We start from the raw sequence: 17,443 nt of genomic DNA, 5'->3' as shown, positions 1-17,443 counted from the left end.
ATATATATTATTTATATGTTTCTTTAAAATTTTCTGTTATTTTAATAAATTTTAAAAATACTATTTGTATATTACAATGTAGATTCATTCCAATTTACAATGCAATTTAGTACTTGTTGACCATTTTCTTCATTTTTACTTTCAATTTGATCAATTAAGATACTCGCTGCTTGTTGTCCTTCCTTAAAAGCAGGTTGCACAATAGTTGTTATACTTGGAGCCGCAAAATTAGTCCACTCAGTGTTATCGAATCCCATAAGACCTAAATTCGGCATTAAATGATAAAAATCTTTTAGTGCAATAAATACCATTGGTAAAGCCCAGCAATTTGGAACAAAAATTAATTCCTTTTCTTTTTCATTAATATGTTTAACAAGGAAATCCAGTATCTTTTTAGGATTACTTTCATCGTCATCTTCAACAATTAATTTTTCATAACCTAAATTATGATCTAACAAAACATCAATGTATCCGGAAGTTCTTTCAATCCTAGTACTCAATAAACTTGGATCTGCTGTGATCAAAAGAAATTTTTTATATCCATTATTTACACAAGCAAGTGTTGCTTCATAAGTGGCATCATAATTATTTGTTTTTACCCATTTTGTTTTATAATCATATACATTACTATCAAAGAAAACCATTGGTTTTTTCGCTTTTTTAGAGATTTCTTTAAATTGAATTGTAGGTTGGACAATAAACCCATCAACACCCATAGCTAACATTCTATCTATAAGATTTTCTTCTCTTACATAATCATAATTACTATTTGCTACAATAAGTTGATAACCATTTTTGCTTGCTATATCTTCGATTCCTTTAACAATTTGATTTGAAAATGTATTAGTAATATCTCCAATCATTATACCCAGTAGCTTAGAACTTTTTGAATTTAGACTTCTAGCAGCAATACTAGGTTTATAATTTGTTTCCTTTATTATCTCAGCTATTCTTTGTCTTGTTTTTTCAGACATCTTCTCCGTTTTACCATTTAAATAAAAAGAAACGGTGGTTTTGGAAGTACCTGCCAAATTTGCAATTTCTCTAATCGTAATCTTACTAGTATTCGTCATATCTAACCTCATATTTAAATAATTTTATACTCTTATATTAACATAAAAAAACGATTTAGTAAACTAGTTTACTAAATCGTTTTTATTAATCCCTTAAATAAACAGTAATAGATTGCATTGTATATTTATATTCTTTGCATAAAATAGATAAATATCTTCATATTTCTCCGTCCACTAATTGTTTGAAATTTATACTTTCTAGTTCTGCATTTAAACTTTTTTGTACTTTTGTCATAGCTCTATGCACAACGCATACAGCACTTTTATTGGAATTACAAAAGCTTGGCTGGATTACACATCTATTAACACATATTGGACCATCTATTGCCTCAATAACCTCTCTTAAATTTATTTGCTCTGGCAATTTATTTATAGCATATCCTCCCTTTACTCCCCTATAAGATCTTATAATATCTGCTTGTATTAGCTTCCTTAAAAGTTTTAATAGAAATCTTAGTGGTATACCCTCTTTTTCTGAAATTACTTTTGATTCCGCCTTTTCACCGTAACCTAATTTACATAAATAAATTACTACTCTAAGACCATAATCTGCCTCTTGTGTTATTTTCATATTATATCTCCCTAAGTATACCCATTGGGTATACTTTATACTTTAAGACCTTTATTCTTCCTTGTCAACAAAAGGTAATAAAAACAAAGTGTTACCATATACACTAAAATGAACCTGCTCACAAAAATTTTATCTATGAACAGGTCCCAAAATTATGTTTTCCTAGAATTACTTCATTGAGTCAATAATGTTACCTGCAAGGGTATCCATTAAATCCCCGTCTTCTTCTTTCATACTAGAGTTTATTAACATCTCATTGTCTAAAATAGTCATTTCTTTCATCTCGCCCAAAAGTTCACGCATCAATTTACCAGATTGAGGAGCCCATGAACCATTTTCTATAAGAGCGAAAGTCCGTTTTTGAAGATTTAATGCATTCATATCCATTATATAAGAAAGCATTGGCGGATAAATTTTCAAGTTATAAGTTACGCAGGCAAGAACCACATGACTATATTTGAATGTCTCAGAAATCAAATATGATACATGAGTTTTTGAAACGTCATACATTACAACATTCGTCATTCCCCTTTCCACGAGCCTTGTTGCTAAGTCATTTGCCGCCGCCTCCGTATTGCCATACATTGTTCCATAAACGATCATTACCCCTTTTTCCTCAGGTTCATACCTACTCCATTTATCATATTTATCTAAAAAATATCCCAAATTATTACGCCATACTGGTCCATGTAGTGGACAGATAATTTTGATGTCAATAGTTCCAGCCTTTCTTAAAAGGTCTTGAACATGAGGACCATATTTACCTACAATATTTGTATAATACCTTCGAGCATCGTCAATCCAATCACGGTCAAAGTTAACTTCGTCATTAAAAAGCTTGCCATCTAAGGAGCCAAAAGAACCAAAAGCATCAGCAGAAAATAATACACCATTTGTAGTATCAAATGTCACCATAGCTTCTGGCCAATGTACCATTGGTGCAGCCACAAATGTAACTATATGTTTTCCAAATGTCATTGTATCTCCTTCACTAACCTCTATTACATTGTCAGCTATATGGAAACCGAACTGATGCATGAACAAGAAAGCTTTGTGGTTGCATACAATTTTTACATTAGGATAACGGAGAATAATTTCTTCAATGCACGCTGCATGATCTGGTTCCATATGGTTAATTACCAGATAATCTAAGGATTTACTACCTAGAACTTCCTTAATATTCTCAATGAACTGACGACAAATTGACCAATCAACTGTATCAAAAAGTACTGTCTTCTTATCTATTAGTAAATAAGAGTTATAAGAAACGCCTCTTGGAATGGGATGAATATTTTCAAAAAGAGCAAGACGTCGATCACTTCCACCAACCCAATAAAGATCCTCAGTTATATTTCTAACACAATACATATAATCCTCCTTTACACTAAAAACACATTATTATATTTAATTATTATAGTAATTAGACTTCTATAAACATATCTTTTTCTTCACCACAAGCAGGGCAAGTCCACTCTTTCGGTATATTTTCAAAAAGAGTACCTGGATCTACTTCTCCTTCTGGATCACCCATACCAGGATCGTATTCATAACCGCATCCATTACATACATAATGTTTCCAACTTGATATGATTTTTCTAGGAGTTATGGACTTCATCTTCACCATTGGTGGAGCATCTTTCTTTGCCTGCCCATTATCTAAAGCAGCCGTTAGAAGTGGTACTATTTCCATTATATCTCCAACAATACCATAATCTGAATTCTTAAAAATTTTCGCATTAGGATCAATATTTATAGCTACAATTGTACTAGCATCCTTTATACCTTTTAAATGCTGACCAGCACCTGAAATACCGCAAGCAATGTAAAGATTTCCTTTGAACTTTTGACCAGACATACCTACATAACGATTTAGTGGTAAATATTTAAGGGTTTCAGCTACTGGACGAGACGATCCTATGGCTGCCCCTGCTTGAACTGCCAGTTCTTCTATAAGCTTCATATTTTTCTTTTCACCAATGCCTAGACCTACGCTAACTACTCTTTCAGCCTTAGTTATAGGAGTGTCCATTGGAATTCCAACTGTAAAATCATATTTATCGGCCTTAAGAGCTCCCACTAGTGCATCTACTTTTTCACTAGCTGTTCCATCGCTAAAAATTACTTTTTTACGGTAACCTGTAGCAGGTCCACGCTTAGTAGCTTTACCTGTTTTTTCATTTTTGGGTATCTTACCTATGATATGAGCAGCAATAACGACACGTTGAATCTCATTAGTTCCTTCATATATTGTGCAAATTTTTGCATCCCTATAAGCACGCTCAACTTCCATCCCTTTCAAATAGCCATTGCCACCGAATATTTGAAGTGCATCATTTACAATTTCAAGGCAAACGTCAGAGGCATATTGTTTAGCCATAGCAGCTTCCATACTATAATTCTCATGATTTTGTTTAAGCTCTGCTGCACTGTAAATAAGTAATCTAGCTGCACGAAGCTTTGTTGCCATATCTGCCAACTTAAAAGAGATAATCTGTTGTTGACATATAGGTTTGCCAAATTGGATTCTTTCTTTTGAGTATTCAAGCGCGTTCTCATAAGCACCTTGTGCAATGCCTAGGGCCTGAGCTGCAATACCAATACGTCCACCATCCAACGTTGACATAGCGATTTTAAAACCATCACCCTCTTTACCTAAAAGATTTTTCTTTGGTACTTTCACGCCGCTAAATATCAGTTCTGAAGTGACAGAGGAACGAATACCCATTTTGTCATAATGTTTACCGAAGGTAAAACCTTCACTACCTTTCTCCACAATAAAAGCACTCATGCCACGAATACCTATATCTGGCGTCGTGATAGCAAAAACAATATAAATATCAGCCTTACTACCATTCGTTATAAATATTTTTTCACCATTTAAAAGATAATAATCGCCTTCAAGTACTGCAGTAGTCTCCGTACCTCCTGCATCACTACCCGCATTTTCCTCAGTGAGGCCGAATGCACCAAGTTTTTCTCCCTTCGCTAGTGGAACTAAGTATTTTTGTTTCTGCTCATCTGATCCAAAAGCTGAAATTGGATAAGAACCTAGTGATGTATGCGCGGATAGAATTACACCTGTCCCACCATCCACTCTTGATAATTCCTCAACAGCAATTGCGTAACTCATTACATCAAGACCCGCTCCGCCGTACTCTTTTGGATATGGAATCCCCATCATCCCCATATCAGCTAATTTATTAATAACCTCATCCGGAAATTTGTTTTCCTGATCTAACATAAATGCAATAGGTTTAACCTCCTCCTCGGCAAACTCTCTAATTTTCAGCCTTAAATTTTCATGTTGCTCCATAGTCTTAAAAAGCATATATAATACCTCCCTTTAATTAATACGGTTTTATTAATATCGCTTTGTAAATCTTCAAAATCAAAATATAAATTTAGTCAATTATTTTGTAAACGTATTCTTATAAACTATACTTAACTCGTATACTTTCATTGTATACCTACCAAATACACATTACAACCTTAGTATAAACCTTTTTTACGTCATTTTCTTTTATATTTCTCTATTGATACCCATCTTAAAAACAAAAAACTGTATTAGAATAATCCAATACAGTTTTTATTAATATTTTAACCGCCTAAAACTGACTTCATACTGAGTACTTTTTAAGTTGTTTTTTATCCAACAGTTGATAAATCCCATTTTTCATAAATCTTAGGTACATCACTAATTAGTCGCTTAGTATATTTCTCTTGAGGATTTAATATAACCTCATCTGCACTTCCATGTTCTACAAATTTGCCATGTTCCATAATATATACACTGTCAGAAACATAATATGCAAGCCCAATATCATGGGTAATAAATATAATCGTCATACTATTTTCATCTCTTAATTTTAGAAGCATATCCAATATTGTTGCTCTTGAACATGCATCCACCATTGATGTAGGTTCATCTGCAATTAAAATTTTGGGTTTCAACAGAAAAATTCTTGCAATCATAAGCCGCTGCATCTGTCCTCCTGATAACTCAAATGGATATTTATTTGTAAGTTCCGCAAATTTTAAATTTACAAATCTACAAGCCTCTGTTATAAGTTCTATCTTCTTTTCCTTTGGCAGATGTTTTCCCCCTCTCATGTTTATGCAATCCAAAAGTACGGCATCTACCTTATAAAACATATTAAAAGAAGCAAACGGATCCTGAAATACAGCTTGTATTCCCCTCCAATATTCCTTTTTCTTTTTATGAGAAGATAGATCTCGCCTCGCACCTTCAAAACCTATTTCACCATCGGTTACACTAATGAGCCCTAATATCATCTGAGCCAAAGTAGTCTTGCCGCTTCCGCTTTCACCTACAATGGATACAACCTCTCCCTTGTAAAAATCGAAATCTATATGATCCACTGCGACAGTATTTATTTTAGTAGTTCCAAAAATCTTAGTAATACCTCTTCCACTTAAGCATGGAACCAATTTTTCCTTATTCATCTGCATAAACCTCCTTAAGCTGCTCAATTGAATAAACACAGCAATACATCCTGTCATCACCAAATATCTTTGGAGAAATACTCTGAACGTAGCATTCAGGTTTTACATATTTACAACGTTCTGCAAACCTACAACCTTTAGGAGGATTCTTTAAATTTGGAGGAGTACCAGGAATAACAGAAAGTTTTTTATCTCGAATTCCAGCCTCAGGTACTATGATTGATCCCATGAGCCCCCTTGAATAAGGATGCATAGAATCAAATATCATTTCTTTGGCAGTTCCTTTTTCTATAATCTGTCCCGCATACATAACCATAATATCATTGGTTACATTATAAAGAAGGGGAAGTTCATGTGTAATAAATACCATAGATTTTATTAACCCTTTTTCCATAAGGTTTCTAAGCATCTTAATAACCATCTTCTGAGAAGTAACATCAAGCGCTGATGAAGGTTCATCGGCAATGAGCACCTTTGGTGAAAGAATGGTTGAAATTGCAATAACTGTACGTTGTTTCATGCCACCTGATAATTCAACTGCATGCTTTTGTAGTACTTCAGGGGGCAACCCCAATAATTCAAATCTTTCTTTAGCAAGATCATGGATATCCTTAGCCGTTGCCTTTGGGTTGTGTGCATGAACAACATCTTGTATTAAACTTATAATTTTTTGTGTAGGATTTAATGCATTCATAGCTGCTTGTGGTATATATGAAATTTCCTTTCCCAAAATATTTCTACGAACATCATCTGGTTTCATACCGGAAATATTTTTCCCATCTATGATTATATCTCCACTTATATAATGAAGTGGTGCAAAATAATATCCCATCATGCTAAGTGCCAGTGTTGACTTGCCACATCCAGATTCACCTGCTATTCCTAGCGATTTACCTTCTTCTATTTTTAAGGAGACATCATTAACTGCGTAAACACCTTCTCGTTGCCTTGTTACATATTTTGTATTTAATTTGTTTACCTCCAACATTATTTTTCCCATAGATGCCTCCTTAATCTCTTAACTGTGGATTGAATACCTGATCAAGTCCTGTATTCATCAAATTAAGTGAAAATGATATTAAAGTAATTGATAATATAACTGGTAGAAAAGCCCACCACGCTCCTGCAAGGGGTGCTTTATATGCCATTGCCCAGTTAAGCATTAGACCAAGTGTAGAAACTTTAGTAGTAGCTGGTCCAAGACCTATCATAGACAATTGTGCCTCAGCAAGAATTCCAGAAGATATCTGAAGTATAAATGCCATAACTACATAAGAAGCCACATATGGCAGAATATCTGTCAAAACAATTCTAGGTAAGCTATGACCAGATAATTTTGAAAGACTAACATGATTACGATTCCTTAGGGATATAACCTGAGAACGTACGGATCTTGTGGTCCATGGCCATGACGTGAACCCAATAATCGCTGCTGTCAGCATAACCCCTCTTGCACTTTGACCTACGCTAAATGATATTAATACCAAAAGAATAAAAGAAGGAATAACTGTAAATATGTTTGTAGCAAACATAATGAAATCATCTAAAACTCCCCCAACATACCCTGCCAAAAGTCCTAACACGAGTCCAATAAGCGTAGCTATAGTTCCTGCAACCAGGCCAATCTTTAAAGATGTACCCGTAGCTGACACAAGTTCTGTAAATACATCACGCCCAAAGTTATCAGTTCCCAAAATAAAGCTTCTTTTATTTACAATATCCTTGGAGTTAACATAAGTCTGTGAATCAATGGGGTTAGTTGCCTCTAATACTCCACTACTATTTTTCGATGCTATGTATACATCGCTATTACTAATTAGTTTGTTTATCTTAATATTTAACCTCACATAATTCATCTTCTCAGCTGTAAGCAATCCTGTTTGGATGGCTTTAGAGTTATAATTACTCTGCCATAACTTAACAAGAGTTGCCACATCCTTTACATCTACTTCAGATTTCTTTACATTACCAAATTTAATAAGCCAGTCAGCCATACTTTGTCTATCTGTAGTTGATATAGCTTTAAGTTGTACTGAAGCTGAATTTATTTTCAATGTATAGTCATCAGTCTGTAACACATCTTTTACAGCTATATATGTACCTGGTTTATAGAACAACCCACCTACCATATCAAGTGGATCTGTTTTTATAAACAAAGGGTAAAATATAATCATAAAAAACATAATCATAAAAATAACAAACCCAACAACAAACTTAGAGGAATGAAATACTTGTTTTATCATATCTTTCATAAAAACACCTCCTATATTAGTCCTGCTGTGCTGCCTTAACTCTTGGATCAATAAACCCATAAAGTATCTCAACAACCAGGTTTGCAACAAGCACCATAATTGTAATAATTAATGTACACCCTGAAATAAGTGGATAATCTCTTCCAGTTATAGCTGCAAGTAAAGTAGTTCCAATACCCGGATAACTGAAAATAATCTCTGAAACTAATGCACCACCCACCATAGTTCCAAGCGATAATGCGAGCCCTGTAATCTGAGGAAGCATTGAATTTCTAAAAACATATTTTATAATTTTTGAATCCTTAATGCCTAAAAAACGGCTGTATTTAACATAATCTTCATTAAGTTCATAAATTGACATAGATCGCATACCAATTGCCTGTCCACCTATTGTAATGAGTACAATGGACCAAAAGGGAAGCTGATAATGATAAATAACTGATCCTATAAAATTAAGGCTGAAATTCGGATTTAAATCATATCCATATCCAAGTGCAGTGGGAAACCATTTTAAATAAACTCCAAATATAAATTGTAATAAAATAGCCATTCCAAATGCTGGCATATTACTTAAAAATAAGAAAGCTGGAAGTACACCTTTATCCCATACACCCCTTGCATATGCTGCTATTGCGCCTAAAACATTACCTAAAATCCATCCAACTAAAATAGCTGGTAACTGTAAACATATTGTCCACCATACGGATTTTGACAATATATCTGATACAGTCCTTGGATAATATGTGAAAGAAACACCTAAATTACCTTGAAATAAGTTCTTAACAAATTCAAAAAACTGTATATACATCGGTTGATTTATTCCAAATGTTTTAGCATAATCTTCATAAATTTTTTGTATAGCTGTCTGATTTGTCATGCCCTTTGTTGCTCTTAGAGCAATCGCTGATACTGGATTACCTGGCATAAGCCGAGGCAATATAAAGTTTAAAAATACTGCTACTATAAGAGTCAATAAATACCATATAATCTTATTTGAATAATATTTCTTATAACCTTTCAATACATCATCACCTCACACTAGTAATATGATTTAAGATAAAAACTAGCCATGATTTTCACTAATTACCTAAAATACATGGCTAGTTATTTAAACATATTCTGCAAAGATTTTAGTTATATTCCCAATTATTACTTAGTTACTAGTTTAATTGTATAAAGTCCTGCTATACCATAACCATCTGTTAAATCATATGGAGGTATTGCAATGCCTTTGTCAGACTTTACACCCTGTTCTGGATAATTTGTCCATATAGTTTCATTAACTGTATAAAATACTTCTGGTCTATACATTAATGAGAAAGATGGTACATCTGTTAAATAAATCTTTGATAATTCTGTATAATAAGTTTTAAGTTTAGCTTGATTTGTCTCATGAGGAATTAATTCTAATAATTGATCAGCTCTTGCATTTGCATATCCGCCAAAGTTACCAATCATCTGAGTTTTCATTTTATTATAAGAACTTGATAATATTCCAAAAGCACGTGTCCATGGATTGGAGATGCCTGCTGCTGATGGGCTATACATAGCTATATCAAAATTCTTATTTCCTAAATCATCATAAAATGTGTTGGCATCTGGGAAATATGTGGTAATATCAATACCGATTTTCTTACCAGCTGCTGCAACAATTTCAAGAGATGCATTCCAATCAGACCACCCTTGTGGACATTCAGCCTTAAATGAAAGTTTTTTACCCTTGTATTCTCTAATTCCGTCACCATTTGTATCTTTAATACCTGCGGCATCTAAAAGTTTTTTTGCTGCTGCAATGTCATTTCCACTCCACTGAACACTCTTTAATGCAGGCTTATCTATTAATGCTTGTTCTGTAGCTACTGGACTCATTAAAGAACGTGGTACCTCTTTAAATGATGGAGAATAACCACTCATAGCCGTTTTTATGATTTGATCATAATCGACTGCCAAGGCAATTGCTTTACGAACTGCAACTTGATCTAGTCCTGGTTTCTTTATGTTAAAATATGCTGTTGGCATTGTAGCTGCTAAATAATATGGTGATTCAGGTAAATATGTCGATATTTTTCCGCCTGACATCATACTTTGTACATTACTTATGAACTGCTGCGAAACATCAACTTGACCAGTCTTAAATGCAGTGTCTCCGGCAGCATTATCTTTGAATATATTATGAGCAATATATTTAGGAACTGGAAGTTTACCCCATAAAGAAGCTACCTTTCCCCAATAATTATCATCTCTTTTAAATACAACTTTTTGGTCATTTGCTATAAAAGGTTTATATGGACCAGATGCAACTAAATCACTCATCTTATCTGTTTTAATCTTGGTAGCGTCATTTTTGTCTCTGGCTTCAACTTTCTGTAAATATGATTTTTGCATTACATATTGCTTTGGAAGATATTCTGTAACCTTTAATGGATTTACAGCAACCCCTGCGCTATTTAATTGTGCAGTAAATACAACTGTAGAAGCATCTTTTGCTACTACACTTTTTATATAAGTTTTATAATCTGAACCGGCAGCACTCTCATATTTAACATTTGTATCAAATGTATATGCTACATCGTTTGCAGTAACTGCTGTCCCATCACTCCATTTTGCATCTTTATTCATTTTAACTGTAAGTATTGTACGAGCACTATTCCATACTGCATCCCCATCTGCAAGAAGTGGATACATTTTGCCGTCTAACATATTATACATATACAATGTTTCATATATTAACGTCCTAGCAGAATCCTTCTGTCCAATACCCATAGCATTATTTGAGTTACTAGATAGCGGATTCCAATCATTGATTGCTCCCCATTGTTGTCCATTAAAGTAAACTGTTTCATTTCTTGCAGTAGAACTCTTATCAGTAGTTTTTGTGGCTGCTACTTTTGGAGCTGTTTTAGTAGTTGTTTTTGTTCCACATCCCATAGCCATTGTTGCGACCATTGTTGTTATTGTCAATAAAGAACAGACTTTTTTCCAGCGATTATTCATTTAAAAAACCCCCTTTAAAATATAGTTTTATATTGAGTATTTTATTGTACATATTTATTATACTACTTTTGTAAACGTTTTAGAAGAAATATTTAGAATATATTACATATTATATTGATATTTATATGATTAGTCACCAAATTTCTGGTCCAAAACTTTTAAAAAATATACTAAGTTCAAAAGCCATCTGCTCAGCATCTGCTCCTTTAATGTACTGAGGCGTTCCTCGTCCATTTAAGGAATAAAGAAAGTGAATTATTTTTGAATCATTAATATTAAGGCAAATACGACCAATTGCACGATCCCATGAAGAATGATGATTCATAATTGTGGTAGTAAGTATTATAAAAGCATTTGGATAATGTTTTCGTATATTTAGAACAAATTTTTTGTAATGCTCACTCCATATCTTTGCCTTATCACTCTTTTCATCTTCTTTCATATAATCCACTGGAACTGCATCATTTTGTCCAATATCAATTACCACAATTTGTGGTGTATATCCTCTAAAATCCCACTTAACAATTTCCCCTATATCTGGATTAAAATGAAGTTTATTATATATGTTTTCCATTCCAATACACTCTGGTGCATGGAAGTAGCCACTATGATCAAGAAGAGATATGCCTTCTTGTGCTATGATACTAACCTGTGCCTTCATATTTCTAGATGTTATCATAGCATAAGAATTCCAAGCATTTGAATATTCCCCATTATGTTTTAGGTTACCTTCATGATCCTTTGCCTCAATAAACTCTCCAGCAACTGTTGAGTCTCCATAGAATTCTATACATTTTCTAGGCTTTTTATGAGGAATTAATATCTTACTATCTTCAGACACAATAAACCCATAAAAGGTGAATTCATGGCAAGCATCTTGTCTTTTAAAAAGTTCTAATTCATGGGATTTATCACAGGTTAAATCATTTGCCAGTGTTATTTCCTGCAAACTGTCATCATTTGATAAAAGAACCTTTTTTTGCACACCGTCTAATATATATCCTATATAGTTATCATAATAACTATGGTTGTTTTTTACTAATATTTTGAGATTACAACCTGTAAATAACATTGAAACCGAACTTGCCGGGAATATAAATATTGGCGCAAGAGGATTTGTAAAATCAATTCTTCCGCTGTATACCAATCCTTCTAGATCTGCATTTACAAGCTTCTCGCTTTCTTTTAAATCCATTTTTTCACCTTCTTATCTGATATCATAAACACTTCTAAGTTTTATCCCTTGTGGTATACCGTTTAATATCTTAATCCTTCTTTCGTCTCCATTCATATCAAAATAATTATCCTCAAGAAGCATGTCATCATTTTCATTTATTATCTCTACACTTTTTGCATAACTTTTAGCTGAAACTATAATTTCATCTCCATCTATTTTATAGATTAATTTTGGATCAATAAATTTAAAGTGTTTCGCAGCGCAGAATATTACAGTTCCCCGAGATACTCTCTTACCACTTTTTAACATCTCATAACTTACATAGTCTTCATAAAGAGATGCTTCCTTCATACTTACGATATCAAGCCACTTACTTGATAATTTTTCAGCTATTACTTCATATTCTCCTTCTTTTTTTATTTCTGCTTTGTTATTACGAAGTGCCCATCTTACTGTAACCTTTTCATTACTCAAAGATTCATTTGCTATGCACAGCTGAATAGATTTTTTCACTTCATAAGGCTCAGCATTAACATTTGTATCCTGAGTTAATGTTCCTTCTTCTTTACATGAAATCATAAGCGGTGAAAAAAATCTCTTAGCATAATAATGTAAAGCCTTCCATCTGCCACAGTAATCTATGGATGACCAAGACGCAACCGGCCAACAGTCATTTAATTGCCAGTAAATAGTCCCCATGCATCTTCCCCTATTTCTACGAAAATGTTCCACTCCATAACGAATGGCATCTGCTTGAAGTAGTTGTGATGCATAGATTAACTTATCAAAATCATTAGGATATAAGTATGTGGCACCCATATAACTCATTATCTTACTGTTAGCTCCATTATTTCTCTGATGTTTTTCCATAACATAGGAAAATATATTATGGTCTTCAGGTTTTGTAAATGTCTCTACAGTTTTAAGTGCAGGAAATGACTGAAATCCAAATTCAGAAACATAACGAAAGAAAAACTTTCTGTATTCTGTAAATGGCTTACTTCCATGCCATACATCCCAATAATGCACATCACCTCTATTTTCATCATTTGGATTATCAAATCCACCTCCCGATGATGGGCTTGCTGGCCAATAAAATGTTTGAGGATCATTTTCTTTTAATACCTTAGGAATAATATATTCGAAAATTTTTATATAATCACTCTTAAGTTTTGGCGTAAGATCCCAATTACCATCAGCTACAAACATTTCCATCTCATTATTTCCACACCAAAGGGCAAGTGATGGATGACTTCTAATTCTCTTAATATTATCTTTAAATTCCGCAATAATGTTTTCTTCAAATTCTTCTGTGAGATCATAATTTGCACATGCAAACATGAAATCCTGCCATACAATAAGTCCTAATTCATCGCAGGCATCCCAAAATTCATCATAGGGATAATTACCTCCACCCCATACTCGTATTACATTAAAATGTGCATCCTTACACTGTTTCAAAAGATTATATGTTCTATCTGGTGTGACCCTACCTAATATATTATCTTCTGGTATATAATCTGCACCCATTGCGAATATTTTTATACCATTTACTTCATGGGCAAAACTCTCACCATACTCATCTGGCGTTATGTTCATAGTCATAGTTCGAAGTCCAATTCTCCTATCCCAAATATCCAGGTTTTCAGAGCTATGCATTAACACTACTTTTATCCTATATAATGGCTGATCTCCATATCCATTAGGCCACCAAATCTTTGGATTATCAAGTACGATCTTGACCGGTGAATCGTTATAAACTAGCTCTTTCCCATCAGGGTCTGTAATAATAACCCTGTAGGAGTAACCACGTCTTATTGCTTTATTTCCATCATCATTAAATCTTAAACCAGTTTTGCCTTCAGTCCGTGCCATGTCCACCTGAAAACCAAGTGTTACCTCACCATCTTTATGATCTTGGCTAATGTAGACACTATCTATCCTTGCTTTACTTATTCCCAAAAGAGAAACATTTCTCCAAATTCCCATATCAGGAAGCCTTGGGCCCCAATCCCATCCAAACATACAATGAGCTTTTCTAAGCTGAGGAAATCCTCTCATAGCATCATCAGAGCCTCCAATATGTTGTTTTTTATCTGCTTCTTTTATAAATTTAGTTGGGGAATGAAATACTATTTTTAATTCATTTTCTTCTTTAATGTGTTTCTTTACTTCAAACTCCCATGTTCTATGCATATTATTAACATATGCAATATGTTTACCGTTAAGATAAATATCTGCAAGGGTATCTAGTCCATCAAAATGCAACATAACCTCTTCGCAACTTAGCATACTCTTTGATGTATTAAAGCTCCTTTTATATTCATAATCCTGCTCCATAAGCTTTAAAGCTTTTATCTCATTGTCACGGTAATATGGGTCGTCCATTTTATGATTTTCAATTAAATCATTATAAACTGAACCTGGTACAGAAGCATTCATAAATTCTTCATCACCCATAGTTTTCATCTTAAAGCCATCATTTAATTTTTGAATAATCATATTTTCCTCCATTCATCGCCTTGCTACGAGGATGATATTTTTTTATGTTATTTTTCATATAACTTCTTATTTGTATCATCTATTATCTTAGTAATTTCATCATATGTTATACTACCTTCTCCAAAACTTAGGATTCCACGTATAGGCATATATTTTAGCATAGCATTGCCCATATCATCACTTATTGCATCTGATTTTTCTTCATCTTTTCCTTTTCCCATCTCTTCCATGGATGTTTTTACTATGTCTATGAGTGATTTTAATTCCTTTACGGCTTCTGGTCTTTCAAGCAAATCACCAAAGGTAGTATTCACAGTTAATTTAAAAGGTAATTCTTTTGAAGCTTCTACATGAACCGTATCACTTAATACAATATCTCTCGATGATTTTCCAATAAGAACTTGATAATCTCCAGTCTCAACATACCAATCGTGAATTTGTGTATTATAATATGAAAAAGCGCGTTTAGATAAAACAAATGTTACAGTTTTAGTCTCTCCCTGATTTAAACTTACCTTTTCAAACCCACGCAGTTCTCTCAAAGGTCTTATAATTTTAGACTCTTTTGCACCTACATATAACTGTACAATCTCTTTACCCATTCTATCTCCACTGTTTGTAACATCCACAGTGATTGTAATACTACCGGTGTCCTTTATTTTTTTTGAACTTAACAACAAATTTGAATAATTAAATGTGGTATAACTAAGGCCATGCCCAAATGGGAATAAAACATCCATATCTTTTTTATCATAATACCTATACCCTACAAATACGCCTTCCCTATATTCTGACTTATCTCCTTCTCCTCCATAATATAAGTAAGATGGATTATCTTGAAGTTTTCTCGGGAATGTTTCAGGTAATTTACCACTTGGGTTTACATCTCCAAATAGTACGTCTATGCACGCTTCCCCTACAGCCTGGCCACCAAGATAAGCCTCTAGTATTCCTTTAACATCCTCCGCCCAAGGCATTTCAACTGGAGAACCATTATGAAGCACAACTACCGTATTGGGTTGTACTTTGACAATTCTCTTAATAAGTTCATTCTGGCAGTTAGGCATGGACATATGGATTCTGTCATATCCTTCAGATTCGAAGGAATCAGGAAGTCCAGCAAATATAACAGCGCTCTCTGAACTCTTTGCCACCTCACAAGCCTTGCTTATCATCTCTTCATCAATTACGTCCTCATTATTGTTATACCCCTGTGCATATATGACATCTGCCCTGCCTTTTGAAGCCTTCAGTGCACTTACTATTTTAAAGGAGTTAACATGGGAACTTCCTCCCCCCTGATATCTTGGTTTATCTGCAAACTCCCCGATAAATGCTGTTCTACTACCGCTCAAAAGAGGTAAAATGCCTTCATTTTTAAGGAGCACCATACATTCCCCTTCAATCTTTCTAGCAAGTTCGTGATGAACTTCCATATCCCACTTAGTATCTAGTTTTCGGTTTTTAATATATCGACCCACTACATTTAAAATTCTTTCCACTGCCTGATCTACTATTTTCTCGTCTAATCTTCCCTCTTTTACTGCCTTTACAATTCTGTCATCGTTTACACCGTTGGACCCAGGCATCTCGAGATCAAGTCCTGCTTCTATTCCTTTAACTCTATCATTAACCGCTCCCCAGTCACTCATAACATAACCATCAAAACCCCATTCACCTCTTAATATATCTGTAAGATATTTTTTGTTTTCTGAGGCAAGTGTTCCATTTATTGCATTATAAGAGCACATTATAGTCCACGGTTTTGCATTTTTTACTGCACCTTCAAATGCGGCAAGATAGATTTCCCTAAGCGTCCTTTCATCAATTTCAGAACTTGCACTCATCCTTCTATGTTCTTGGTTATTAGCCAAAAAATGTTTCATGCTTGTCCCTACATTTTTGCTTTGTACACCTTTAATATGGTTTGTAGCAATTTCGGTTGCCAAATATGGATCTTCAGAGAAATATTCAAAATTTCTACCGCATAATGGTGAACGTTTTATATTTACCGCAGGTCCTAAAATCGTGCTTACATTCTCGTGCTGGCATTCATTGCCTATTGCTTCTCCCATTTCATAAATAAGTTTCCTATCAAAAGATGCAGCCATTGCACAAGCCGCAGGGAAACACACTGCCTTAATACTATCATTTATACCTAGATTATCTGCATTTTGATCCTGTTTACGAAGTCCATGAGGCCCGTCACTTACCATAACTTCAGGAACTCCCAGTCTCTCTATCGCCTTTGTGTGCCAAAAATCACGTCCTGAACATAAACCTGCTTTCTCCTCAATAGTCATTTCTGAAATAATTTTTCTAACATTCATGATATTCCTCCTTATATATTTAACCTTTAGCCGATTGCGCAATTCTGCAATCATTGAACCGCCTAACTTTTAAGCCGTTA

12 protein-coding genes are annotated in these 17,443 nt (G+C 34.0%); all 12 read right to left on the bottom strand.

Going from position 1 to position 17,443, the window contains the following annotated elements:
- Nucleotides 1-71 precede the first annotated feature (71 nt).
- Entirely contained in the window at nt 72-1,073 is a 1,002-nt protein-coding gene (locus Q0649_RS05590) for a LacI family DNA-binding transcriptional regulator (protein WP_298838577.1), read from the bottom strand.
- A gap of 157 nt (nt 1,074-1,230) precedes the next feature.
- Complete coding sequence (locus Q0649_RS05585; RefSeq protein ID WP_298838574.1) at nt 1,231-1,644, bottom strand: Rrf2 family transcriptional regulator; 414 nt, start codon at nt 1,642-1,644, stop codon at nt 1,231-1,233.
- 168 nt (nt 1,645-1,812) lie between these two features.
- On the bottom strand, nt 1,813-3,012 hold the full coding sequence (locus Q0649_RS05580; RefSeq protein ID WP_298838571.1) for an FprA family A-type flavoprotein: 1,200 nt from the start codon (nt 3,010-3,012) through the stop codon (nt 1,813-1,815).
- Nucleotides 3,013-3,064: 52 nt separating this feature from the next.
- Entirely contained in the window at nt 3,065-4,972 is a 1,908-nt protein-coding gene (locus tag Q0649_RS05575) for an acyl-CoA dehydrogenase family protein (protein ID WP_298838566.1), read from the bottom strand.
- 317 nt (nt 4,973-5,289) lie between these two features.
- Nucleotides 5,290-6,108, bottom strand: a complete 819-nt coding sequence (locus tag Q0649_RS05570; RefSeq protein WP_298838563.1) for an ABC transporter ATP-binding protein — start codon at nt 6,106-6,108, stop codon at nt 5,290-5,292.
- Nucleotides 6,101-7,108, bottom strand: a complete 1,008-nt coding sequence (locus Q0649_RS05565) for an ABC transporter ATP-binding protein (protein WP_298838560.1) — start codon at nt 7,106-7,108, stop codon at nt 6,101-6,103. The genes Q0649_RS05570 and Q0649_RS05565 overlap by 8 nt, the downstream gene beginning before the upstream one ends.
- Nucleotides 7,109-7,118: 10 nt before the next feature.
- A complete protein-coding gene (locus Q0649_RS05560) occupies nt 7,119-8,360 on the bottom strand; it encodes an ABC transporter permease (RefSeq protein WP_298838557.1) in 1,242 nt (413 codons plus the stop codon).
- A gap of 16 nt (nt 8,361-8,376) precedes the next feature.
- Nucleotides 8,377-9,381 (bottom strand): ABC transporter permease, encoded by a 1,005-nt coding sequence (locus Q0649_RS05555; protein WP_298838552.1) that lies wholly within the window; start codon nt 9,379-9,381, stop codon nt 8,377-8,379.
- Between the two features lie 128 nt (nt 9,382-9,509).
- A complete protein-coding gene (locus tag Q0649_RS05550; protein ID WP_298838549.1) occupies nt 9,510-11,354 on the bottom strand; it encodes an ABC transporter substrate-binding protein in 1,845 nt (614 codons plus the stop codon).
- Between the two features lie 133 nt (nt 11,355-11,487).
- Nucleotides 11,488-12,549, bottom strand: a complete 1,062-nt coding sequence (locus Q0649_RS05545) for an electron transporter RnfD (protein WP_298838546.1) — start codon at nt 12,547-12,549, stop codon at nt 11,488-11,490.
- Nucleotides 12,550-12,561: 12 nt separating this feature from the next.
- Complete coding sequence (locus Q0649_RS05540; protein ID WP_298838543.1) at nt 12,562-15,033, bottom strand: glycoside hydrolase family 2 protein; 2,472 nt, start codon at nt 15,031-15,033, stop codon at nt 12,562-12,564.
- Between the two features lie 47 nt (nt 15,034-15,080).
- Nucleotides 15,081-17,363 (bottom strand): glycoside hydrolase family 3 C-terminal domain-containing protein, encoded by a 2,283-nt coding sequence (locus Q0649_RS05535; protein WP_298838540.1) that lies wholly within the window; start codon nt 17,361-17,363, stop codon nt 15,081-15,083.
- Nucleotides 17,364-17,443: the final 80 nt, after the last annotated feature.

This window comes from uncultured Clostridium sp., assembly GCF_937920395.1.
Taxonomy (GTDB): domain Bacteria; phylum Bacillota; class Clostridia; order Clostridiales; family Clostridiaceae; genus Clostridium_AD.
Note: the sequence above shows the minus strand (reverse complement) of the source record. Positions and strands in the feature narration are given on the sequence as shown.

What these genes read in the sequence shown, in the direction of transcription:
- Q0649_RS05580 (WP_298838571.1), bottom strand. Translation starts at nt 3,012, where the DNA reads ATGTATTGTGTTAGAAATATAACTGAGGATCTTTATTGGGTTGGTGGA.
- Q0649_RS05560 (WP_298838557.1), bottom strand. Translation starts at nt 8,360, where the DNA reads ATGAAAGATATGATAAAACAAGTATTTCATTCCTCTAAGTTTGTTGTT.
- Q0649_RS05590 (WP_298838577.1), bottom strand. Translation starts at nt 1,073, where the DNA reads ATGACGAATACTAGTAAGATTACGATTAGAGAAATTGCAAATTTGGCA.
- Q0649_RS05570 (WP_298838563.1), bottom strand. Translation starts at nt 6,108, where the DNA reads ATGAATAAGGAAAAATTGGTTCCATGCTTAAGTGGAAGAGGTATTACT.
- Q0649_RS05585 (WP_298838574.1), bottom strand. Translation starts at nt 1,644, where the DNA reads ATGAAAATAACACAAGAGGCAGATTATGGTCTTAGAGTAGTAATTTAT.
- Q0649_RS05540 (WP_298838543.1), bottom strand. Translation starts at nt 15,033, where the DNA reads ATGATTATTCAAAAATTAAATGATGGCTTTAAGATGAAAACTATGGGT.
- Q0649_RS05545 (WP_298838546.1), bottom strand. Translation starts at nt 12,549, where the DNA reads ATGGATTTAAAAGAAAGCGAGAAGCTTGTAAATGCAGATCTAGAAGGA.
- Q0649_RS05535 (WP_298838540.1), bottom strand. Translation starts at nt 17,363, where the DNA reads ATGAATGTTAGAAAAATTATTTCAGAAATGACTATTGAGGAGAAAGCA.
- Q0649_RS05550 (WP_298838549.1), bottom strand. Translation starts at nt 11,354, where the DNA reads ATGAATAATCGCTGGAAAAAAGTCTGTTCTTTATTGACAATAACAACA.
- Q0649_RS05575 (WP_298838566.1), bottom strand. Translation starts at nt 4,972, where the DNA reads ATGCTTTTTAAGACTATGGAGCAACATGAAAATTTAAGGCTGAAAATT.
- Q0649_RS05565 (WP_298838560.1), bottom strand. Translation starts at nt 7,108, where the DNA reads ATGGGAAAAATAATGTTGGAGGTAAACAAATTAAATACAAAATATGTA.